At 41.3% G+C, this 21,620-nt stretch carries 24 protein-coding genes, 1 tRNA gene, 1 pseudogene and 1 riboswitch; of the genes and pseudogenes, 7 read left to right on the top strand and 19 right to left on the bottom strand.

The window, feature by feature from the left end; translation table 11 throughout:
* Nucleotides 1-77: 77 nt before the first annotated feature.
* Together CD004_RS06010 and fdhD are read right to left on the bottom strand one after the other, a co-directional pair.
* Nucleotides 78-863 carry a transporter substrate-binding domain-containing protein gene (locus CD004_RS06010; protein WP_180321277.1) on the bottom strand — a complete coding sequence of 262 codons (786 nt, stop codon included), beginning with the start codon at nt 861-863 and terminating at the stop codon, nt 78-80.
* Nucleotides 864-1,375: 512 nt separating this feature from the next.
* A complete protein-coding gene (fdhD, locus tag CD004_RS06005) occupies nt 1,376-2,164 on the bottom strand; it encodes a formate dehydrogenase accessory sulfurtransferase FdhD (RefSeq protein WP_102261932.1) in 789 nt (262 codons plus the stop codon).
* Between the two features lie 484 nt (nt 2,165-2,648).
* Here fdhD and CD004_RS06000 point away from each other — a divergent pair, with 484 nt between their 5' ends.
* From CD004_RS06000 to CD004_RS05990, 3 genes are all read left to right on the top strand, one after another.
* The gene (locus CD004_RS06000) at nt 2,649-3,911 is read left to right on the top strand and encodes an L-lactate MFS transporter (RefSeq protein WP_102261931.1); all 1,263 of its coding nucleotides are present in this window, start codon (nt 2,649-2,651) and stop codon (nt 3,909-3,911) included.
* A 73-nt stretch (nt 3,912-3,984) separates the two neighbouring features.
* A complete protein-coding gene (locus CD004_RS05995) occupies nt 3,985-4,347 on the top strand; it encodes a Na-translocating system protein MpsC family protein (protein WP_102261930.1) in 363 nt (120 codons plus the stop codon).
* Nucleotides 4,348-4,470: 123 nt separating this feature from the next.
* Nucleotides 4,471-6,831, top strand: a complete 2,361-nt coding sequence (locus tag CD004_RS05990) for an FdhF/YdeP family oxidoreductase (RefSeq protein WP_102261929.1) — start codon at nt 4,471-4,473, stop codon at nt 6,829-6,831.
* Between the two features lie 156 nt (nt 6,832-6,987).
* Here the strand turns inward: CD004_RS05990 and CD004_RS05985 are convergent, their stop codons facing one another.
* Nucleotides 6,988-7,224: a hypothetical protein gene (locus CD004_RS05985; RefSeq protein WP_102261928.1), complete on the bottom strand. Its 237-nt coding sequence runs from the start codon at nt 7,222-7,224 to the stop codon at nt 6,988-6,990.
* A gap of 125 nt (nt 7,225-7,349) precedes the next feature.
* A complete protein-coding gene (locus CD004_RS05980) occupies nt 7,350-8,522 on the bottom strand; it encodes a S1C family serine protease (protein ID WP_102261927.1) in 1,173 nt (390 codons plus the stop codon).
* 175 nt (nt 8,523-8,697) lie between these two features.
* Here CD004_RS05980 and CD004_RS05975 point away from each other — a divergent pair, with 175 nt between their 5' ends.
* Nucleotides 8,698-9,177, top strand: a complete 480-nt coding sequence (locus CD004_RS05975) for a hypothetical protein (protein WP_102261926.1) — start codon at nt 8,698-8,700, stop codon at nt 9,175-9,177.
* A gap of 117 nt (nt 9,178-9,294) precedes the next feature.
* On the opposite strand, the gene CD004_RS05970 is transcribed toward CD004_RS05975, so the two are convergent.
* The 5 genes from CD004_RS05970 to CD004_RS05950 form a co-directional block, all read right to left on the bottom strand.
* Complete coding sequence (locus tag CD004_RS05970) at nt 9,295-9,837, bottom strand: general stress protein (RefSeq protein WP_102261925.1); 543 nt, start codon at nt 9,835-9,837, stop codon at nt 9,295-9,297.
* 264 nt (nt 9,838-10,101) lie between these two features.
* Complete coding sequence (locus tag CD004_RS05965) at nt 10,102-10,254, bottom strand: YfhE family protein (RefSeq protein WP_102261924.1); 153 nt, start codon at nt 10,252-10,254, stop codon at nt 10,102-10,104.
* Nucleotides 10,255-10,384: 130 nt separating this feature from the next.
* Nucleotides 10,385-10,747, bottom strand: coding sequence for a hypothetical protein (locus tag CD004_RS05960; protein ID WP_102261923.1), 363 nt, complete (start codon nt 10,745-10,747; stop codon nt 10,385-10,387).
* Nucleotides 10,748-10,759: 12 nt separating this feature from the next.
* Nucleotides 10,760-10,981, bottom strand: a complete 222-nt coding sequence (locus CD004_RS05955) for a spore germination protein (protein WP_102261922.1) — start codon at nt 10,979-10,981, stop codon at nt 10,760-10,762.
* A 152-nt stretch (nt 10,982-11,133) separates the two neighbouring features.
* On the bottom strand, nt 11,134-11,478 hold the full coding sequence (locus CD004_RS05950) for a four-helix bundle copper-binding protein (RefSeq protein WP_102261921.1): 345 nt from the start codon (nt 11,476-11,478) through the stop codon (nt 11,134-11,136).
* A gap of 138 nt (nt 11,479-11,616) precedes the next feature.
* On the opposite strand from CD004_RS05950, the gene CD004_RS05945 reads away from it, so the two are divergent.
* Complete coding sequence (locus tag CD004_RS05945) at nt 11,617-12,189, top strand: hypothetical protein (RefSeq protein WP_102261920.1); 573 nt, start codon at nt 11,617-11,619, stop codon at nt 12,187-12,189.
* Nucleotides 12,190-12,254: 65 nt separating this feature from the next.
* Here CD004_RS05945 and CD004_RS05940 read toward each other — a convergent pair whose 3' ends face one another.
* From CD004_RS05940 to CD004_RS05915, 6 genes are all read right to left on the bottom strand, one after another.
* Nucleotides 12,255-13,031 (bottom strand): TatD family hydrolase, encoded by a 777-nt coding sequence (locus CD004_RS05940; RefSeq protein WP_102261919.1) that lies wholly within the window; start codon nt 13,029-13,031, stop codon nt 12,255-12,257.
* Complete coding sequence (locus tag CD004_RS05935) at nt 13,018-13,779, bottom strand: ABC transporter ATP-binding protein (RefSeq protein WP_324782619.1); 762 nt, start codon at nt 13,777-13,779, stop codon at nt 13,018-13,020. Before CD004_RS05935 ends, CD004_RS05940 begins: the two co-directional genes overlap by 14 nt.
* Nucleotides 13,776-14,537, bottom strand: coding sequence for an ABC transporter permease (locus CD004_RS05930; protein ID WP_404809827.1), 762 nt, complete (start codon nt 14,535-14,537; stop codon nt 13,776-13,778). The genes CD004_RS05935 and CD004_RS05930 overlap by 4 nt, the downstream gene beginning before the upstream one ends.
* Nucleotides 14,537-14,827: a thiamine-binding protein gene (locus tag CD004_RS05925; RefSeq protein WP_102261916.1), complete on the bottom strand. Its 291-nt coding sequence runs from the start codon at nt 14,825-14,827 to the stop codon at nt 14,537-14,539. Before CD004_RS05925 ends, CD004_RS05930 begins: the two co-directional genes overlap by 1 nt.
* 1 nt (nt 14,828) lies before the next feature.
* Complete coding sequence (locus CD004_RS05920; RefSeq protein WP_102261915.1) at nt 14,829-15,833, bottom strand: ABC transporter substrate-binding protein; 1,005 nt, start codon at nt 15,831-15,833, stop codon at nt 14,829-14,831.
* 123 nt (nt 15,834-15,956) lie between these two features.
* Nucleotides 15,957-16,064: riboswitch (TPP riboswitch) on the bottom strand.
* Between the two features lie 77 nt (nt 16,065-16,141).
* A complete protein-coding gene (locus CD004_RS05915; protein WP_233434952.1) occupies nt 16,142-17,194 on the bottom strand; it encodes a DUF2515 domain-containing protein in 1,053 nt (350 codons plus the stop codon).
* A 267-nt stretch (nt 17,195-17,461) separates the two neighbouring features.
* Here CD004_RS05915 and CD004_RS05910 point away from each other — a divergent pair.
* Nucleotides 17,462-17,635, top strand: a pseudogene (locus tag CD004_RS05910) (manganese catalase family protein); the annotation flags it as partial.
* 252 nt (nt 17,636-17,887) lie between these two features.
* On the opposite strand, the gene CD004_RS05905 reads toward CD004_RS05910, so the two are convergent.
* Nucleotides 17,888-17,960, bottom strand: a tRNA-Val gene (locus CD004_RS05905).
* A 96-nt stretch (nt 17,961-18,056) separates the two neighbouring features.
* Complete coding sequence (locus tag CD004_RS05900; RefSeq protein ID WP_102261913.1) at nt 18,057-18,674, bottom strand: NUDIX hydrolase; 618 nt, start codon at nt 18,672-18,674, stop codon at nt 18,057-18,059.
* A gap of 130 nt (nt 18,675-18,804) precedes the next feature.
* Here CD004_RS05900 and CD004_RS05895 point away from each other — a divergent pair, with 130 nt between their 5' ends.
* Nucleotides 18,805-19,026 carry a hypothetical protein gene (locus CD004_RS05895; protein ID WP_102261912.1) on the top strand — a complete coding sequence of 74 codons (222 nt, stop codon included), beginning with the start codon at nt 18,805-18,807 and terminating at the stop codon, nt 19,024-19,026.
* 38 nt (nt 19,027-19,064) lie between these two features.
* Here CD004_RS05895 and CD004_RS05890 read toward each other — a convergent pair whose 3' ends face one another.
* Together CD004_RS05890 and CD004_RS05885 are read right to left on the bottom strand one after the other, a co-directional pair.
* Nucleotides 19,065-21,005, bottom strand: coding sequence for a TRAP transporter permease (locus tag CD004_RS05890; protein ID WP_102265007.1), 1,941 nt, complete (start codon nt 21,003-21,005; stop codon nt 19,065-19,067).
* 4 nt (nt 21,006-21,009) lie between these two features.
* Entirely contained in the window at nt 21,010-21,543 is a 534-nt protein-coding gene (locus CD004_RS05885; RefSeq protein ID WP_102261911.1) for a DUF1850 domain-containing protein, read from the bottom strand.
* Between the last annotated feature and the right edge of the window lie 77 nt (nt 21,544-21,620).

The raw sequence follows: 21,620 nt of genomic DNA, 5'->3' as shown, positions 1-21,620 counted from the left end.
TCGTTCTTGATAAATACCGTTTTTAAGCAGAAACGAATGTGCAGTTAAACCGCACATTCGCTCCAGATGACAACTTATTACTCCGGTTTAACTGTGATGTCTTCACCGAAATATTTTTCACTGATTTCTTTCAACGTTCCATTTTCTCTTAAAGTTTCCAATGCCTCGTTGACTTTCTCCAGTAATTCATCGTTGTCCTGGGCTATGGCAATTGCCTGCTCGCTTCGGCCAAGAAGCTCTTTGCCTTCAATTTCAAGACCAGCACCAATCGCTTCTTTCCCTGTAATAAAGTCCGTTATAACAGCGTCGTGCCTTCCATTTGCTAACGCTTCTAAAGCAGTTACGTCACTGTCATAAAGCACAATATTATCTGTCACTTCTTCAGCAGTCTTTGCATAAGTAGAACCTTTTGAAACTGCAATTTCCAGTCCATCAAGATCAGCAAGTTTTTCTACATCGCTATCTGGTCTTACAAAAATCTGAGGTCCGGAATAATAGTAAGGTGTTGAGAAATCCACATGCTTCAAGCGATCTTCGTTAATGGTATGGCTCGCAACAGCTGCATCGAATCGGCCTGACTTAACACCTTCTACGATACTGGCAAACTTGAACTTTTTCTGGTTTGGTTCCAGACCCATTTCCTTTGCCACTGCTTCGGCAACATCGATGTCAAAACCACTCATCTTGCCTTCTCCATCGGTTACGCTGAATGGTTTGAACTCACCAGATGATGCAAAAGTGAACTTTCCATCCTCGGCCAACTTCATGCCGCCGTCACCAGATGCTTTTTCATCGCTGCCGCAAGCAGCCAGGAGACCTACCATGGTCACCATAATAATGAATAATGATAAAATTTTCTTCACTGTTTAAAACTCCCCCTCTTAATCTTACTTTCTTTAATATTTATTCTGTTAATCGATCCTTATAACCCAGTTATAAAAGACCGTAACATTCGACCCAAAGTACTTATACCCACTATTCGAGAATAGTAAACTAGAATGATAAGAATTCATTCAAATTTCCTATTTTACCGAGTATTATGAGCGAATATGAAATACGTTATAACAATAATTGTAACAATCTTGTAATATTCAATCAAAATCCAAATTATCTGATAATTTATCAAATCATGTGATATTCTTTCTTCTCAGCCACTGAGCCTGCCGAGCCTCCCTTTTCCCTCTTTATCCTCTTAGATACTCCGGATTCTTCCTGGTCCGACAATTTGCGCGGAAAAAATACATTATACTAGGAAAAGCCAGAATCCATATATGGACTCTGGCTTTTAGTATGTTTGGTCTATTAAAAAACTCATGTAAAAACAACTATATTTCAAATGAATTTCGTCCGCTTTATACGGATTGCAACAATAGATTTAATCAATAATTCTTTCGGGACAGGAATACACATTAAAGGATTTTCCACGGATAAAACCTACTGCAGTTATATTTAAGTCCTTAGCCAGTTTGATAGCAAGATCAGTCGGCGCTGATTTTGACAGGACGATTCCTACCCCGATCTTCGCAGCTTTCAATAGTACTTCTGAGGAAATCCTGCCACTAAATACAATGATTTTATTTCTAACAGGCACCCTATTCAAAATGCTATACCCATATAACTTATCCAGTGCATTATGTCTTCCAATATCCGTGCGAACCGCAATCATTTCTTCAGGGGAACAAAGAGCTGCATTATGTACTCCTCCAGTTTCAAGAAACACTTGAGAGCTGTTTTGCATCTGGTTCATAAGGGCAATGCTCTGAGTCGCTGATATGGTTGTATTCGACATCGAGGTTTTCGCTGTCCGGGCATCATTATGAAAGTAAAATTGACGGCTCTTCCCGCAACAGGAACCGATAAAGCGTTTTGAATAATACTCCTGGTTTGTTGTCATACTCACTTTTAGCATAACGTAAGCATAGCCTCTGCTTTCATCGATGCTAAGTGAATGGATGTCATTGTAGGAACGGATAACCCCTTCGGATGCCAGAAAACCGACTACCATTTCCTCAAAATGTGTAGGAGTACAAACCATTGTTGCAAACTCCATGTCATTTACATAAATGGTCAATGGGAATTCATTTACGATGACATCCTCTACATCCAGGAATTGTCCATCCTGATATTTTGTTATGGTATATTTATCACTCATATTTTCTAACATAGTCGTCACCTGAATTTATAAGAATTTGAGAATACTTAAAATCTAAACACAATCTCTTCTTTTTCACAAGAAAAATTTACAACACACTCATAGTGTAAAATTGATTTCGCAACCTAAAATGTATTGCATCTACAGTTCTAAGATGATAAAATTTTCCCGAAGTTCACTATTCTGTCACATTTTGATTCGAGATAGCGATCCTGTCATCGGTTAAGGTGTCATAGAAATGTAAGCGATTAACTGTTGGTCCGTAAGTAGCGAATCCTGCTTAGTACTAACCGTCAATTTTTCTATCAATGTCCGCGTCTTTGTCGCGGGCTTGGGAAGATTGACGGTTTTTTGTTTCCCGGGTAAGAACTCGGTTCAAAAACAGTATACATATCGAGCTTGGAATCAAGGTCTCTGCAGTTTAAGAGATTCCATCCACTTCATTGTTGCAGTCATTGGTCATAGGGAAAAACAAACAAAGTAAAGGGGAAAAAACATGAAAAAAACGAAGAATCGATGGCTTATCGCAGCCTCAGCAGTGGGAATCCACATTTCCATTGGGTCTGTATATGCCTGGAGCAACTTTACGAACCCATTAATCGAGGAGTTCGGTTGGACTTCCAAGCAAGTACAATTTACATTCAGCCTTGCCATTTTATTTTTAGGATTATCAGCAGCGTTCCTCGGGCATTTTGTTGAAAAACACGGTCCAAGAAAAGCTGGACTTCTGTCAGCAGCCTTTTTCGGAGCAGGAATTTTAGGATCAGGCCTGGCGGTCAATCTCGGTTCATTGCCATTATTGTATATTACTTATGGGGTTTTAGGCGGAATTGGCCTTGGGGTAGGTTATATAGCCCCGGTTTCTACTTTGGTAAAGTGGTTCCCAGACAGACGTGGACTTGCCACAGGACTTGCCATCATGGGATTTGGATTCGCAGCAGCAATCAGCAGCCCAATTATGGATTCACTGATTAAATCTGTAGGCACGGCCAATACATTTTACATTCTCGGTGCTGCATATTTTATTATTATGACTCTATCCTCACTCTACCTTGAAAGGCCGCCAGTTGATTGGGCTCCAAAAGGCTTCAAGGAAAAAGCTGAGTCAGGAAAAGTAAAGGTTAAGAAAGACCTTTCCCAGCTGACAGCCAATGAAGCAATAAAAACTTCACGTTTTTACTATCTATGGATCATGCTCTTCATCAATGTAACTTGCGGTATCGCCATACTTTCAGCTGCAAAACCGTTAGCTGAAGAGAGTATCGGATTAACTACTGCAGAGGCAGCGGCACTGGTTGGAGTTTTAGGTTTATTCAACGGATTTGGCCGTATTGCCTGGGCATCGATATCTGACTATATTGGCCGCCCTAACACATATACGATTTTCTTCGCGACACAGATTGTATTATTCATGCTGTTGCCGCATACGAAAGAAGCTTTTCTATTCCAGGTTATGCTTGCGGTAGTTTACACAATGTATGGCGGCGGTTTTGCTGCAATCCCTGCGTTCATCGGTGACATGTTTGGAACGAAGCAGCTAGGTGCGATTCACGGATATATCCTGACTGCATGGGCAGCCGCAGGCCTGGCAGGACCAATGTTCGCGGCATGGATGAAAGACACTACAGGAAGCTATGGAACAAGCTTAACGTTCTTCAGCGGACTGTTCGTTGTTGCGCTGGCCGTGTCCATTTTAATCCGCCGTGATATCAATAAACTTCGAAAACAAAATGAAGCCAATGAAAGATTAGCTGGTTAATGCTTTGTAATTGCCTCTCAATATGGTAAAATACCTATCGTCTTATAACCTGTATAGATAACAGGAGGATAATATGAATAAATACGAGGCAGAATTCAGCAATCTGGTCCGATCCTTTCGCAAAAAGCATATGGGCAAAGGGCCAAGCAAAATAACCACTACTTTTTGTAAGAAATGGGCCATCTGCGAAATGGAAGGAAACCTTTCACCTGTCGAAAAATTCATTGCATCAGCCAATGAAGGAAAACAGGCACTTAGGGCCGCAAGAACGGAAATGGTTAAAGACATGTACCGAAAGAATCCTCCAGTGGAAATGGAAGAGTTTCTAGGCTGCAAGTTGGTAGAACTTTTTGTAGATATAGATATCGATCGTGATTTTGGAATGTCCATCTTTGTTTTCGATGAGGACATTCAAGAAAAATTCTGTAATTTATAAGGTATGGCACTTGGCAGCGACCCTGCTAAAGACTAACCACCGTTAGAACCTGGAGCATCTGCTTCGGGTTTACGGTGGTTTTTTTATAGACTTAAAGATTGTTATAAATGGGAGTGTTTCAAATTGGGTAAAACAAAACATCCAGGACCACAGAAAAAAGCGGCAATGCCTGCACCAAAGCACTGGGTAAGTCCGATTCCTTTCGGGCTTGGCAAGGTGAAACCGAAACATATAAGAGATACCATGAAAACCCTTTGGGACAATCGGGATAACTTTGGCTACGCGACCAACATCCTGACCAAAGGAGTATGTGATGGTTGTGCATTAGGTGTATCAGGATTAAAAGACCAGACTTTGACAGGTCCGCATATTTGTACGACAAGATTGAATGTCCTCAGACTGAATACTGCCGGTGCAATAAAGCCGGAGATTCTACATGCTGATATAGATGAACTAAGAAAATATGACAGCACCCAGCTGCGTAAGCTTGGACGTATCCCATATCCTATGATCCGCAGGAAGGGTGAGCGGAAGTTTTCCGGCATTTCCTGGGATGATGCAATGGATATGATTGCAGAGAAGGCGAAGAAGCTTGATCCAAAACAGTACGCTTTCTACCTGACAAGCCGTGGGATTACAAATGAGTCTTACTATGTAGCCGGAAAAGTCTCCCGCTTTCTTGGTACAAACAATATCGACAATGCAAGCCGGATTTGCCATTCTCCTTCTAAAACAGCTTTAAAGCGCTCGATTGGCGTTGGGGCTTCTACTTCAAATTACCAGGACTGGATAGGCACTGATGTCTTGTTATTCTGGGGCAGTGTAGCATCGAACAGCTCCCCTGTTTCGTCTAAGTACATGCTGGAAGCAAAGAAAAAGGGAACAAAAATCATTGTCGTCAACCCGTATAAGGAACCGGCAATGGATGAGTACTGGATTCCTTCAAATCCAGAATCCGCTCTTTTCGGCACGAAAATCGCGGATGATTTTTACCAGGTCAATATCGGTGGTGACATTGCTTTCATGCATGGGATCATGAAGCACTGGTTTGATATGGAGGAAATCAAGCACGGTTCAGCCATCAATCATCAATTTGTTCAAGAGCATGTGAATGGTTTTGAGGAATTGAAAGCGAAGGTCCAGGAGCAAGAATGGGAAGATATTGTCACATCTTCTGGCGTTTCTAAAGAACGCATTATCGAGTTGGCGGAACTGCTCGCTAACAGCAAGAATGCCGTTTATGCATGGGCACTTGGTTTGACCATGCATTCATTCGCAACAGATAATATTTCACAAGTGGCGAACCTTGCCTTGCTCCGGGGACATCTTGGCCGAAAGCACGCAGGCCTGATGCCTTTCCGCGGACACTCTTCTGTTCAGGGCAGCGGCGAAATGGGTGCAGATCCCTTCGTTCTTCCAGGCGGAGATTTTTATGGAGAAAATATTAAGCGAATTGAGGATCTATGGGGATTCGAACTTCCGGATTGGCAAGGTGATATCGTCGGAGTGACTCTTGAGAATATTTTGCTTCCTGAAGAGCATGAACGCAAAATCAAAATGTATTACTTATCTGGAGGCAATTTTCTCGAAACGATGCCCGACCCACACTTTGTGGAAAAAGCATTGTCTGAACTCGAGATACGTGTCCATCAGGATATCATCCTGAATACTTCTACCCTTGTTGATGCAAAGGAAGCCGTCATTATCCTCCCTGCTAAGACTCGTTATGAGCAGGAAGGCGGGGGAACATCCACTTCAACAGAGCGAATGGTTTATTTTAGCCCGGAAATTGAAGGAAACAAGAATCAGGTTGAAGAAGCTCGCGCTGAATGGAAAATCTACATTGATTTAGCTAAGCGGGTCAAACCTGAGACTGCGCATTTGGTTGATTTTAAAAATGCACAGGAGATACGGAATGAAATCGCACTGGCGAATCCTAATTATGACGGCATACAACATCTTAAAAAAGCAGGAGATGTGTTCCAGTGGGGCGGAGCCTGGTTATGTGAGGATGGAATCTGCCCTACTTCTGACGGAAAAGGAAATCTGATTTCAGTTGATATTCCTGAACTCGGTAAAAAGGAAGGACAATTCATCGTTACCTCCCGCCGTGGAAAGCAATTCAATTCCATGGTCTACAATGAAGTAGATCCGCTTAACGGCGCCGGACGCTATGATGTCCTGATGAATGCAGAAGACGCACAGGTCCTTAGCATTGCCGAAGGTGAAGGAATTGTTCTATACAACGGTTTCGGTGTCTTCCAGGGCAGAGCTAAATTCGTAGACATTTCACGCGGCAACGTCCAGGTCCACTTTCCTGAAGGAAACTTTCTTCTGCCAAGGGGACGCTATGAAAAGTACGCCGGTATCCCAGATTTCAACATCACGGTCACATTGGAAAAAGCTGACCGCTTCAACGCCAGAAAAGACGTCGAACACCACGAAAAACGCATTGAAGACGATGAACTTGATGTACCAGTATAAGGACTACGCAAACAGCTTGCAGACAATAATGGTCTGCAAGCTGTTTTAAATATAATGAAGTTTCTTGTTGCAATTAGGCTTCATTTAACAAAAAAACAGGAAAGGCCAATGTAAATAGCATTTCCTGCATTTATAAAAGAACATTGTCGATTTTTTCTAAACCCACCTTGGCCCTCTGTGTCTCTCGCTCTTACGCTCATCCGAGCTGCTCTCGTCCTCGATGTGTTTGTCTTCTTCAATTTCATGCCCTGCTCTTCTACCATGACCAAAGAAATCAAAAGGATGTCTTCTGCCCCTCTGGTGATCCCTTCGGCTTTCCTGAATAATCTCAACCTCTTTTGCATGAATTGTAAGCTTATCTACATGAATAACTTTTCCTTTATCACGTGACATATTTTTCCCTCCCGCCTTTATTTATTCTGTATTATCTTATTCGTTCATCCGGGAAGGGTATAGGCGGATTTAATTTAAATCTTCTGCATTAACAACAAAAACGCCATAACGGCGTTTTTGTTCAATTAATTGCTTTGTGACAAATCTTCGACTAAAGTCAATGTTGCAGTTTCCTCTTTTCCTTCCCTGAAAAAAGTTACTGCAACTTCATCTCCAATCTCTTTCTCGGTATATAAATATTTGCGAAGTTCTCCTGCAGTATTAACTTCTGTATCATCCAGTTTTGTGATGACATCGTATTCCTTTAAGCCTGCTATACCTGCTGGCGATGTTGAAATTACTTCCTTGACGACAATTCCATTTTCAACACCCTTTGGCAGGTTTAACGTCTCACTGTAATATTGTGATGGAATGTCGGCCAGGGAAATTGGGACAATTCCAATATACGGCCTTAGCACTTCTCCGTGTTCTGCCAGATCTTTTAAGATTGGCATCGCTACATCTATTGGGATTGCAAATCCAATTCCTTCTACAGATTCCTGGGCAATTTTTGAAGAATTGATGCCAATCAATTCGCCATGAATATTAATCAATGCCCCGCCGCTGTTACCTGGGTTAATTGAAGCATCTGTCTGGACTACTTCTGACTGCCAATCAATAGTTCCATCCTGATCAATATCGACCGGCATCACTCGATCAGGTGCGCTGATCACACCCGCTGTAATGGTACCATGCAGGAAGCCAAGCGGATTGCCAATCGCAATGGCAGTTTCTCCTGGCTCCAGTTTTTCCGACTTGCCAAGTTCAATAACATCTTTAATCTTTTCACCATTCACCTCCAATACTGCAAGGTCGAGCAATGGATCGGAGCCTAGGAGCTTAGCCGGAAGCTTCTTTTCGTTACCAAGGCTAATTTCAATCTCGCTTGCTCCGGAAATAACATGGTGATTGGTTGCTACATATGCTTTGCCATCCTTTTTTTTGTATATGACTCCTGAACCAGAACCAGCTCTTTGCGGCTCAGTTCCTTCCCACATACTTCCCCCTTCGTATTTCACCACGCTGACAACCGTATCCATACTTCTGTTTACCGCTTCCTTTATAGTTGGATCCTCTTCACCCTCATCCGCACTGACTTTTGCAGTAACCTTCCCTTCTGAATCGTTATTGGCTGTAGACACTAAATCTTTTTCAGACGTAAACGGACCAAGCAAGAAGATAAGAATCACTCCAACGACTATTCCGGCAATGCCTGTCAAAAACAATAGCTTAAAATCACTCTTTTTACGATTATCCATTTTTCACCTGTCCTTTCCAGATTAATTTGGTGAACTTGTCTATTTGTGTAAAAAGTTGAAAATAATATGGAAATGTGCAATATTTTTCAACTAATATGTTCGTTTAGGTTACTAGCCCATGGGTAAAATCTGTACATTGATTATAAAAATTTTTCAAGATGGGAGGTCTCTAATCATGTTCGGCTTTTCAGACTTTATCGGCTTTCTTCTAGCACTATTATTTATTTATCCGGTAGTTTCACTAATTCATGAATTAGGGCATTCCTTCTTCGCATGGATATTTGGAGGGGAATTCAGTTTCTCCCTTGGGCGGGGAAAAAGGATTTTTAAAAAGGGACCATTCAGTTTAAACAGCATGTATTTTCTGGATGCTTTTAGCGAGTATGAGCACCTAAAATGGAATAATCGATTAACCCATTTCCTTGTCCATGCTGGTGGAATCATTTTTAATCTTGGATCAGTGCTCGTGCTGAATATCCTTATCTCAAAAGGCATTATAGAACCTCATACTATATTTGTCCGCTATTCCTATTTTTCTGTCTGGCTGGCAACCTTTTCACTGATTCCAGTTGATTACGGAAACGGCAATTATAGTGACGGGCTGGCTATCTACCACGTTATTCGTTATAATGAATGGCCAAAACTTACCGGATAACTTCTTCATGAATCGTACCTGTCCTACTGGAACAGGTACTTTTTTAATACAGAATTAGTCCCTATGCCCATAAAAAAGAGGCATTCCTATCCAAAGGAATGCCTCTTGCCCTCCAGCTTAGGAAGTCACATACATATCAGTGTTTAATGAATTAGAGTCTCTAAAAGTGGTATGGATTTCCTCTCTTCTATCATCATCCACTTCGACTAACACCAGGATATTCCCTTCCTTCAAGTATCTCTCATATTCCTTGGCGTCATCTTCCGTTACTCCTGCGCCTGTCAATGCACCAACGATACCTCCGCCTGTAGCGCCAATTGCTGCACCGCTCAAGGTTGTTGCAAGCGGACCAGCGGCAGCAAGGACACCAATTCCAGGAATCGAAAGCAGACCGATTTCAGCTATCAGGCCAGCGATTCCTCCAAGAACTCCACCAGTCCCAGCGCCAATACCCGCGCCTTTGCCAGCATTTTTCCCTCGATCAGAATCATTTTCAATTACATCTACATCCGTTTGGTCTTCGATGTTTTCCAGTTTATCATCGTCCTTTGCAAAGATTGACAAATCATTCGTATCAAATCCCATTTCCTTAAGCCTTCTAATTGCACCAATTGCTTCGTCTGAATCCCTGAATACTCCACCTACGATTGTCTTTTCCATAGACTATTACCTCCATTCTAGTTTTTACGCTCTTTCCGGATTGAATGACCTGAGCGTGATGGTTTCTGATCCGGTATACAAAGTCTTAAAATTGAGATTCTCAAAACTAAGACTTGTATGCCAAAGCGGCTGTTTACCATTTAACAAAGTGTGTAATTTTGCCTACATTGAACCATTACCCGTCACATTTTGGACTAAACATAGAGTTCTTCTCCATGAAATTGGAAATAGAAAAGATGGCCTAAAAGCCATCTTTTTGTCTATCTATTTACCTTTATTTCCGTTCTCTGCTCTATACTTGTTTTCGGCCTTTACTGCACGAGTGAATTCCTTGGCGTAAAGCACTTCTTGCGCATCAGACAAACCATTGTTCTGTTCCGTATTCAACCCTTTGTTAGGAGCTTTATTTTTATTCATATTATCTACCTCCTGTGATTGAGTTTTTATGAGCCTCTATTATGTCCGTACCCTTTATATCTAAGGGTAAACGTTGCTGCCACTCAATTCACAGGTTGAAAGAAGGCATGTACAAAGCAAGTATACAAAGTTACACCTCTTGTACTGGCCCCAACTTCACTCTATATCCCTCTTGATGCTCCATTCTATTATGGTCACCAATATTCATAGAATTCGGCCCCAAATCCATGTCCATATCGCTTTTGGTAGTACTATATATCATCTCAGCAATATTAAAGGCAGCACCGGATTGTATTTGGTTCACTTTAACATTTTGAATGGAAATTTTACCGCTTGTATCATTAATGATCTCTGACTGGAGCTCACCGTTTTGTTCAGATTTCATTAATTCTACTTTTTCTTCGAGTTCTCTTATTCTGGATTGATAAGAGAAGGCAAGCTGTTTCCAATATTCTTTTTCTGAATGTATTAAATGGTAAAAGAAATTATTCACAGCTTGCACCCCTTAGTTTCCTACCTCCGCTATATCGGGATCATTCACTTGTGGAATGGAGAAATTTCCACTGCCAGCATTATTAATCAAATTTGCATCCCCTACGGTAAATGATCCTGCTTGAGCCTGCATATTCATTTTACTATGAGTAGAGGTGAACAAAATCTCACCGTTGTTCATTGATGCCCCCGATTGGATACCGCCTATCTTAATACCGCCAATTAATACAGGCATCTGATCACTCCTAAAAATGGCAAGTATATTTACATTGTATGAATAGAAGGAAATTTTCGTGTGCCTAATTCATTGATATAATGTCGTTTGTAATCCTATTTGCCAATAAAAAACCCTGCATTTAAATGCAGGGTTTTAGACTATAGAGACGATTATGAAGCCATGTTTCTGCACGCTTCTGCACATTCACGGCAGATTTTTGCACATTCCTGGCAATGCGCATCCTGGAACTTTTCACAATGCATTGCACATGCATCACAAATATCTGCACACAATTGGCAGTGCTGCTTGGCGAACTGGCTGTTCCGTGCCATATAAGCCACAGCCTGAAGGCATATTTCTGCGCAGTCATTCAAGGTCTGAATGCACATGATCCGTGCCTGGACATCAGGCTCCTGAAGGCAGGCAGTCAGGCATTCCTCACATGCCCTCGCACATTTTACGCATGCATCAATACAGTTGTCCATTTGAGTTGGTGACGCTGACAATATTCCCATATCACTCATTCCTCCTAATATCATTTAACAAACTTTATATTTTGTAAATTTTAATGAATTATACGTTATCTGTTAATGGAGTCAACTTCGGAATGGTTTGTCCTTTATTTTCATATGATGGTGAAAAGGAGGCCAACCATGTTTTTATTTAATGCATATGTCTTTTTAACCCTCGCAGTTACACTTCTGCTTTCTATTATGCTTGTCCTTCGTAGCAGAGATAGATGGACAGGCATGAATGGGATGATTATTTCAATGTTTCTCGGCATGAATATTGGATTGACTAGTGGGGTTTTATTTGGAACTGTTTTTCAAGGTGATTTATATCTTTCTACCATTCTATCAATGCTGATAGGGGCAGCAGCGGGCATTATAATGGGGGCTTTAATCAGTGCTGCTGCAACAATCGAAGGTCTTATGTCCGGTATTATGGGCGGGATGATGGGGGCAATGCTTGGAGAAATGCTGCTGCCTGAAAAATCGCTGATCTTGATCAATATCTTCTTAACGCTTTCAGCAGCTAGCTTACTCCTTTTTAAAATACTTCCAAAAACTAATACATCCATAAAATCAAAAAAATATATCATAAAACCAGTCCTTATTTTCACATTGTTTATCCTCTACCTTTATTCAGGGAGTCTTCTTGGGGATGGCTGGATAAATGACTTACAATTTATCAAAGACCCAGAACAGCACCTTCATCACCCCTGATTCTGTCAATGGCAATTGCCCTGATATATATGAAAGGATAGGGGAAGCCTATCCTTTTGTTTAAATTATATCTGATAGAAGCTTTTCACCTGGTTGTACAAACTGTTGTACACATCTTCAACCCCGACCTTCTTAATGGCGGCAATTTGATGGACCACATGGTGAACCATTGAAGGCTGAGTCAGTTTGTCGTGAAAAATCCCTTCAAATGGCCAGGGACCATCAGTTTCCGCCATGATCAAATGCAAAGGATAGAATTCTGCAACCCCTCTGGTTTCTTCTTCATAAAGGATGTCCGGTGTGAGCGAGATAAAATACTTATTTTCCACCATTCTCCCCATTGTCTTCAGATTACCTTTAAACCAATGAAAATGAGCCTTGCTTACATTATGTTTTTCCAACAGGTCACATACTGCAGATGCATCGTCATAAATTGCATGAAGGATGATCGGTTTATCCAGCTTCTTGGCCAAAATAATAAATTGCTCTAAAACCTCTACATATCCCCGATAAGGAAACCTGTTCCCTTTAGCCTTCTCCCGTAGATAATAAGGCAGCCCAACTTCACCGACAGCAACCATATTTTCTTGATTTACTTCAATCCAATTCAACAGTTCTGCAACTTCATTATCGGTCGGCAGAGGCTGTTCGGGATGGCAGCCAAAAGCGGAATAAATATTCGGGTGCTGATCAGCCAATCTCAGGTTTTCTTTGCTGGATAAAAGGTTCATTGAGACTGTTATCATACCTACCACTTTCTTTTCCGCTAACGTTTTGATAATTTGATTTTGATCTCTATCTGTATATTTATCAAAATGAATATGAGCATCAAACACTTTCATGCAAACCACCTGCCTTCAAATCGCCGTATATTTCCCTCTTCAGTTCGAGAAATTCGCTTTCCATAAGCAGAGTGTCTGTTCGCGGCCTCTTAAAAGATACTTCGATTTCACGAATGATTTTAGCTGGCCTAGGAGATAAGAGATAGATCCGATCGGATAAGAAAATAGCTTCTTCAATATTGTGGGTAATAAACAGAACGGATTTCCTCTTCGCTTCCCAGATCGATAACAACCACTTTTGCATATCAAATCGGGTGAACTCATCCAGTGCAGAAAATGGCTCATCAAGCAGCAAAACAGATTGTGGACTCAGAAGCGCCCTTAAAAAAGCGACCCTTTGCTTCATCCCCCCTGAAAGCTGGTGTGGATAAGCATCTTGAAAGTCTGATAAATTAATTTTCCTTAACCAATTTTGAGCCTCTTGTTTATCTGGCTTCTGGAACAGTTCCTGGCCCAGCAAGACATTATCTGTTACCGTCCTCCAGGGGAGAAGTGAGTTCTGCTGAGGCATATATGCTATATTTCCTGTCTCCCCATTAATTTTCCGGTTATCCAGAAACAGGTCTCCTTTTTCAGGTTTGAGCAATCCTCCAATACATTGAAAGATGGTACTTTTCCCGCTGCCGGAAGGTCCAATAATGGAAACAAATTCTCCCTCTTTCACATACAAAGAGAGATCATCAAGGACTACCCCGGTGTCTAAAAAGGATTTAGTGACATTTTCAAGTCTGATTTTTGCTTCCATCATCTCTCACCCTTGACTTTCCATTTAATCACATTCTTTTCAATCATCACAATAACACTGTAGAGCAGCATGCTGAAAAAAATAATAATGAAAATGGCAATGAAAACCCTGTCTGTCCTGAAGGCTGAGGAAGACAGTGTCATGAAAACGCCAATTCCTTTCTCAGCCCCCAGCCATTCTGAAATGACAGCACCCATGACGCTGTATGTCGCTGCTATTTTCAACCCAGAAAACAGGGGCGACAGTGCATTGGGAAGCTCAAGCTTCGCAAATATCTGGAACCGAGTGGCCCCTGACATCCTCATGTAATGCAGAAGTTCTCCCGGTACATTGCTGAAACCATCCAATGAAGCAATAGTGACCGGAAAAAAACAAACTAAAATGATGATGAGCAATTTAGGCAAAAAGCCGAAACCAAACCAAATGACCAACAGAGGAGCTAAAACAATAATCGGGACATTTTGCGATAGAATCAGCAATGGATAAAATGCGTTTCTCAGAGAAGGGATTAAGTGGAGGATCATGGCAATCAATAATCCGATTGTTGATCCCAGCAAAAGCCCGGTAATCGCCAATGTCAAGGTTGCACCTATGTCTGGCAAAAATAATGGATAACTCCCTGCCGCTTCCTTAAAAATCACAGAAGGGGCGGGCAGCAGCCATGCCGGTATCTCCTTTACACGAGTCATCACTTCCCAAAACAAGAAGAAAAGGACGAGAACCAAAAATGGCCGCCATCCTTTATACCAGAGTGAGTTAATCACCGATATTTCTCCGTCAGCCTGCCCATTGTAATTCCATCTGGCTGATACAGGATTTTCACCTGGGAAATGACGTTTGGAGATCCAAGTTCAATCATTTTCTTGTTCATCTCGGCAATTACCGCTAACAGATGCTCCAGTTCTCCCTCCATTGTTGTCTCCAGCGGATGTACTTCATAACTTACACCTGACCGGTCAATAATTTTGATTGCCTCATCCACCAATCCAATGACTTCCTCGGCAGATGAAGCTTTAGGTATGATTTGTACACTTACTAACGCAGTTGCCATCTCAGTTCCCCCTCTTTGGTAAAAACTCATTCGTAAAAGCTTTATCAGCTTCTAATTCCTTCTCCAGAAGACCGTTATCAAACATCCATTCACTGTAATTCTCCCAAACTTCCAGCTTTTGCTCTCCCCAGCGCGCAGCGTCATCCTGGTATCTTGGGGAAAGCCATTCCTGACTTCTCTTCACTAGCTCTTCATCCAAATCAGGGACCGCCTGAATCAAAACATCTGCACTGTCAGCCGGGTGCTCAATTGCAAACTCATATCCCTCTGTAAGTGCAGCCATGAATGCCTCTACTGTTTCTGGATCATCCTTGATCATTTTTTCATTCGTAGTAATGACTGGTGTGTAGTAATCAAGTTTCTCTGAGTAATCAGTTAAATACACCATATTGATCGGTTCGTTACGAATTTCCGCCTCGACTCCTGTCCAACCATAATAAATCCAGGCAAAATCAATATCACGATTCACGGCTGTAAAAAAGTCAGAGTCTCCCATATTAATTATTTTGACTTTTTCCACAGCGGTATTTTCTTGTTTCATTAATGAATTGATTACAGCCTCTTCAATTGGTGATCCCCAGCCGCCATAGGTTTTGCCTTCAAAGTCTTTTGGTGAAACTATATTCTTGCCCTTAGGCGAGGCAAATCCTGAAGTATTATGCTGAATAACAGCCGCCAGTGAAACAAGCGGTATCCCCTGGATTCTCGCCTGCGTGATTCCTTCCTGGTAACTTACTCCGAATTCCGACTTTCCTGACGCGACAAGCTGGTCAGCTCCCGCTTCTCCAGGAAGTATTATATTTACATCTAAACCATGCTTCTTAAAATAGCCATTTTCTTTCGCTACATAGATGCCCGTATGGTTTGTATTAGGCGTCCAATCGAGCACAATTGACACCTTCTTCAATGTGCCTTCCTTTTCCACAGATGACTGGCTCGAAGAACAAGCAGCCAAACTTGTGACTAACAATAACGCAGAAAACAAGATTAATAATTTCTTCTTCATTTTTTCCCCTCTTCTCTATTTGTTTGACAATGAAGGTGGAAAAGAAGGATGGTAAGGTTCATAAAATAAAAAATGCGCTCAGGGAATCCCAAGCGCATGAAAAAATCCATAATAAACGAAAAACGTCTATCAGAAGATGTTCCCTACGCTGGTACTAACCAGATCAGGTTAAAGGGTCAGCATCTATGGACACTTTCTCAGCCGGCACCACCGGCTCCCCTACATTTCCAATTCTCCAATTGTCATCTCTACTATATATAATGTTTTATGATTCGTCTAGAAAAAACTTCATATTGATAAATCTATCTCTAATCTAAAAGAGAAATAATTTTCTTTGCAAAAGCAGCAAGTTCCAGCTTTTCAAGTGTTTGACAGTATTGATATTCAATATTGCCAACCGATGGTCCCTCTATCTCTCTAAGATACTCTAATACTTTAAGATCACTAAACCACTCGCCCTTCTCAGCTTCCTGGTGTCTAACGTTATTCCATACATTTTCAAGTGTCGGGCTATAGATTCGTCTTGCTCCAGATTTAAGCTTGCAGGAATTCAATTTTATTTGATATTTAAGCCCAGGCCTTCCTTCGTGTACATCATTAAAAATATGAGGCCAGTAATCTTTTCGTGAACCAGTATGTGGGTGTGTCACGGCCCACTCTTCCACCTTTTTTAAAACTTCCTTATCAAAAAGGATAGTATAAAGTCTCTTTCCTAATTGGATTCTTTCATGCAATGATTCGAACTGATTTACTTTCTGTCCGGCCAATTTAGTCACACCGAAATCATTATAAGGGAAAAGAATTTGATTAAATGATAATAGATCCTGTAATTCAAACTCCATGGTACCGAATACATCTTTGATATATTTCTGATTCTGGATGACTCTATTTTCGATATAGTTCTGTTCATTAATAATCAGTCCAAATGTGAGCAGAGATGAATTGGAAGAGTTCCAGTAATATTCCCAGATCGTCTCGATAAAGATGGAAACATTAAAGTGGGGAAGCAGCCTGAATAGCGGTTCTTTCGTTTTGAGACTTTCTTCGTAAAGCAGCAGCTGTGGATAGGCATCCTGGAAGATAAGCCAATTCCCTCGTTCAAGGAAAGAAAAATAGGAGCTTTTTTCCCTTTTAGATAACAGCCTTGCTAAAAGCTCAGCTTTTAAATCCGTCATGCTCCAACCGCCATTCCGTGAGACCATATGGGCCAGGAATGCCCAGTGGATTTCGGGGTGTCTATTATAAAAATCAAGATACGCTTTTGTTCTAGTGATATTATTTATGTTTAGTTCTTCAGTCTTCTGCTTTATCTCGCGAATAATTATTAACTCTTGCTCTGAGTGGTTTTTAGCCAAACTCACTTTTTGCTTTCTTTGCAAGTTTTCTTGTATCACTTCAATAGGCGACTTTACTTTTCTATTAAAAATGAATATCGGTCATTCCCCCTATAAAAAAGGTGTTAACAACTCCTTCTCCATTCTATTGCAATTTTATTCAATAAATGAGCTATTCATTCAAGAATGACAGCCTCTATGATTCTCCCGGTCTTTTGCAGGGGCAAATTACCGAATATTGAATTGCCCATATCATAAAAGCGGAGTGGAAAAATTGCTTTGGGGAGGAATAGGATATTTTACGATGTAAAAGAATTACAATATCAGGCAAAACAAGAAGGGCCTGATCCTGTCTTTGCCAGAAAACTTCAGGAAGTTTTCGTTGGCCATTTCGGCGAAATTTCTGTGGCACTGCAATACCTATTACAGGGATGGAATACGCGAGGTGACGGAAAGTATCGTGATCTTTAGATGGACACAGGGACAGAAGAAATGGCACCACCTGCAGTTTTGCGTAATGAGCAAATACCGCCAAATTTAATGTGAGAACTACCGATTCGACGAAGAACAAAAAGCGCAAGCGCCTCGTTCAGCCCCGACAAGCGCTGGAGCTGGATTAAGAAAACTGTATTGAGTTATCCACAACTCAATACCTTTATAAATTCCTTAACCACAAAAAAAAGCTTCAATCCTTAGGAAAAGGATTGAAGCTTTTTAGTATGATTCCTACTGGGTTCGAACCAGCGACCTCTACCCTGTCAAGGTAGCGCTCTCCCAGCTGAGCTAAGGAATCGTAATCATGTTTGTCCTGTTTTTAATGAGGACATTTATTAATATAAACCGGAATGATCGCAATGTCAATATAATTTTCACGTAAAAATACCCTAATCTATAATTTTTTAATTGCCTTAATTACACTTTCGATATATGCGTCTTCATGTGGGACAAAATCATTTTTGGACACATGCATGCAGTATGATTTCTTTTCATTTTTCACGTTCGCCAGGAAACCTTCAACCTGTATCTTCTTTTTCTTACCAAACCAAAGATTTTCAAATTCAGTAATGCTCGCCATCATGATACCCGATACCTCATCACTTTGCAGCCAGTAATCATCGATAGGTACAGGTTTTCCATACAAAAATACATGACATAATTCGTTGTCGATAAATCCAGGACTGTTCAATGAATCCTTGATCATCCCTAACGAATCCAATTCCTCCAAGGCAAGGTCTATCCCAAGTTCCTCTTTCAATTCTCTTAAGCCATCCACAGGACTTTCATCGGCAAGAATATGTCCTGCTGCCGTAATATCCAACAAATTAGGATAATCTTTTTTAGCTGAACTGCGGACTTGGAAGAACAGAAAGTCTTCATTGTCTATCCGCTCGGTAAACCAGCAATGAAAGGTTTCATGCCAATGACCTGCTTTATGAACTTCAGACCTCGTAGCAGTTCCAATACATTTTCCCTGTTGATCAAACACCTTAAGCAATTCGTTTTCCATGATTACACCCCCTTCTAAATAATACCATATTCTCCTTTAAATTATTTACGAACAAACGTTCTAAAAAAAGGTTGAATAAAGAACGAATGTTCGGGTATAATTTAAATATATTTTAAAGGAGTGAGAGCGCATGAATGTCCTTCTTGAAAAATCACTTATGGAAAATGTTCCTGTTGAGATGATTTATCTTGCAGCTAATAACCAAATTACCCATCGCCGGATTATTGTAAAAGAAATCCACGATCATTATTTTAAAGCTTTCTGTTTTCTCAGAAACGCAGATCGCCTGTTCAAAAAGGAAAACATACTTTCTGTTATGCCCGAAAGACGCACACTGCTTAAATCAAGCTAAAAAAAGAAGCCCTTTAGCAAGGACTCCTTTTCTATTGGTTAATTTGCAGTCTTTGGTTTCACTGAGTCTTTATCCTTGATGATCACTTGGAGTGCAACAAGGAGAATGAATAACCCAAGACCGATGATATCTGTCATACCTTCTGGGTAAATCAGCATAATACCTCCGATAATTCCCAGCACTCTTTCCCACCAGTACAATTTCCTCAGCCAGTAACCGATAATGCCTGCACCAATTGCCAGCATACCTGAAATGGCAGTGAATACTACCCAAATTAATTCTGTCCAGGTTGTATCGATCATCAGGAGTTCAGGAGATAACACGAACATATAAGGGATGATAAAAGCGGCGATTGCCAGCTTAGCCGAATTCACACCTGTACGCAGCGGTTCTCCGCCGGAAACACCTGCAGCCGCAAATGCTGCCAGCGCAACAGGAGGAGTGATGTCGGCAATAATACCAAAGTAAAATACAAATAAGTGAGCAGATAAATCGGGTACACCCAACAGGATAATCGCCGGTGCAGCGATCGTTGATGTGATAACATAGTTAGCCGTAGTTGGTGAACCCATACCTAAAACGATTGCTGCAAGCATTGTTAACATCAAAGTTGGAATCAAGTAACCACCTGAAAGGTCGAGCAAGCCATTTGCCAGCTTCAATCCGAGGCCAGTCTTCGTAACTACCCCAACAATGATACCTGCTGCAGCTGTAGCTGCCGCTACACCCAGGGCTGTTCGCGCACCATCGACAAGTGCATCGATTGCATCTCTAAAACCGATTCTCGTCTCTTTACTGAAAGCACTTACGACAATTGTTGATAGAATCGACCACAGAGCAGCACGCATGATACTCATACCGCTTACCATCAAGATAATAACAATCAGGATAGGCAAAAGCAGATAAATCTTTTTAAGCACTTCTTTTCTGTTTGGCATTTCTTCATCGGATAAACCTCGCAGACCGATTCTTTTCGCCTCAAAGTGCGTCATGATCCAAATACCCGTAAAATATAATAAAGCCGGAATTGTCGCTGCTTTAGCAATATCCCAATAAGTGATTCCGCCTCCGATGAATTCAACCATCAGGAACGCTGCCGCACCCATGATTGGAGGCATCAGCTGTCCTCCAGTTGATGCCGCAGCTTCTACGGCACCAGCAAATTCTTTTCGGTAGCCAAGCTTTTTCATCATCGGAATCGTAAATGAACCCGATGTAACAACGTTAGCAACTGAGCTTCCACTGATTGTTCCCTGCAGGGCGCTGGAGAAAATCGCAACCTTGGCTGGTCCTCCAGTACTTTTACCTGCTACAGCAACAGCTAGATCATTGAAATATTGACCAACACCCGTCTTTACCAGGAATGCACCGAACAATAAGAATAGGAAGATGAATGTTGATGAAACACCCAATGGAGTTCCCAGAATACCCTCAGTAGTAAAGAACATTGTCTGAACTAGAGATTCCAGGTCTAGACCTCTGTGTGCCAAAAATCCTGGCATATAAGGTCCAAAAAGAGCATAAGCCATGAATAAAGCTGCAATAATCGTGATCGGCAAGCCAACCGTCCTTCGTGTCGCTTCAAGGACCAGCAGGATAGCGGCAATACCAATGTAGAAATCTGTTGGTGTCAAACGGCCGACACGGTTGACGAGTTCATCAATCATCACTGGCCAATAGGCACCGACAGCAACAGCAATCACAGCCAATAGCAGGTCATACCATGCAACCTTTTTCACTTTAAGATTCTTCTTCCTTGCTGGAAACAGCAAGAAAATGAGTGCTAGAGCGAATCCCAGGTGGATCGAACGCTGGAGCTGGGCAGTAAGGACACCAAATATGGAGGTGTATAGCTGGAATACTGAGAAAGCCAGAAGCCCGAAGAAAACAATCCATCCCATCTTACCTGCCAATTTTCTAGTTGCAGCTTCAGGATCATATTTCTCCAGAAGCTCTTGTTGTTTTTCTTGAGATACCATTTCTTCATTTGTCGTCAAGGATATTCACTCCTTCCAATTGCTTCAATAAACTAATTTCCTCAATCTTTATCCGCACCCTTGTCCCTGGTTCAATCGCCTTGGACAACGGGTACGTTATGTCTTCATAAATCAGGGTGTGGTTTGCCCGGACCTGGCCAAGCCTCATATCGAAATGCGAAAATTCCCTGTTCATATTTGTAATATAGTACTTGCCATCCTTCATTTCAAAGTTCTCTCCATCCGCAATTTCAGATGGCATACCGATAGCAAAATCCTCATACTCCAGTTCGTATTGCCTGATTTTATGGCTTTTGGTAACTTTGTAGCTTTCAATCACATCTGACAGATGGATCGAATGCTTATACTTTATTTTAAAGGCTTCCCCTGTATTAATCGGTACATAGCAGAGTATATCATTACTTTCAGGTGCTTGAAAAACTAGAGCTTGTTTGTATGGGATATTGATTGAGATAATTGCTAAAAAAATAATGAGGGTTAACAGAACGAAGATTTTTGATTTAATCCAGTTAAAATTCATATCACTAGCCTCGCCTGTCCAATGTCTCCAATGGAGTACTTTCTTTATAACAGTAAAAAATAGACCGGTTGGAAGTT

It is taken from the genome of Mesobacillus jeotgali (genome assembly GCF_002874535.1).
GTDB lineage: Bacteria > Bacillota > Bacilli > Bacillales > Cytobacillaceae > Mesobacillus > Mesobacillus jeotgali.
The sequence above is the reverse complement of the archived record's forward strand: the minus strand, read 5'-3'. Positions and strand labels throughout refer to the sequence as shown.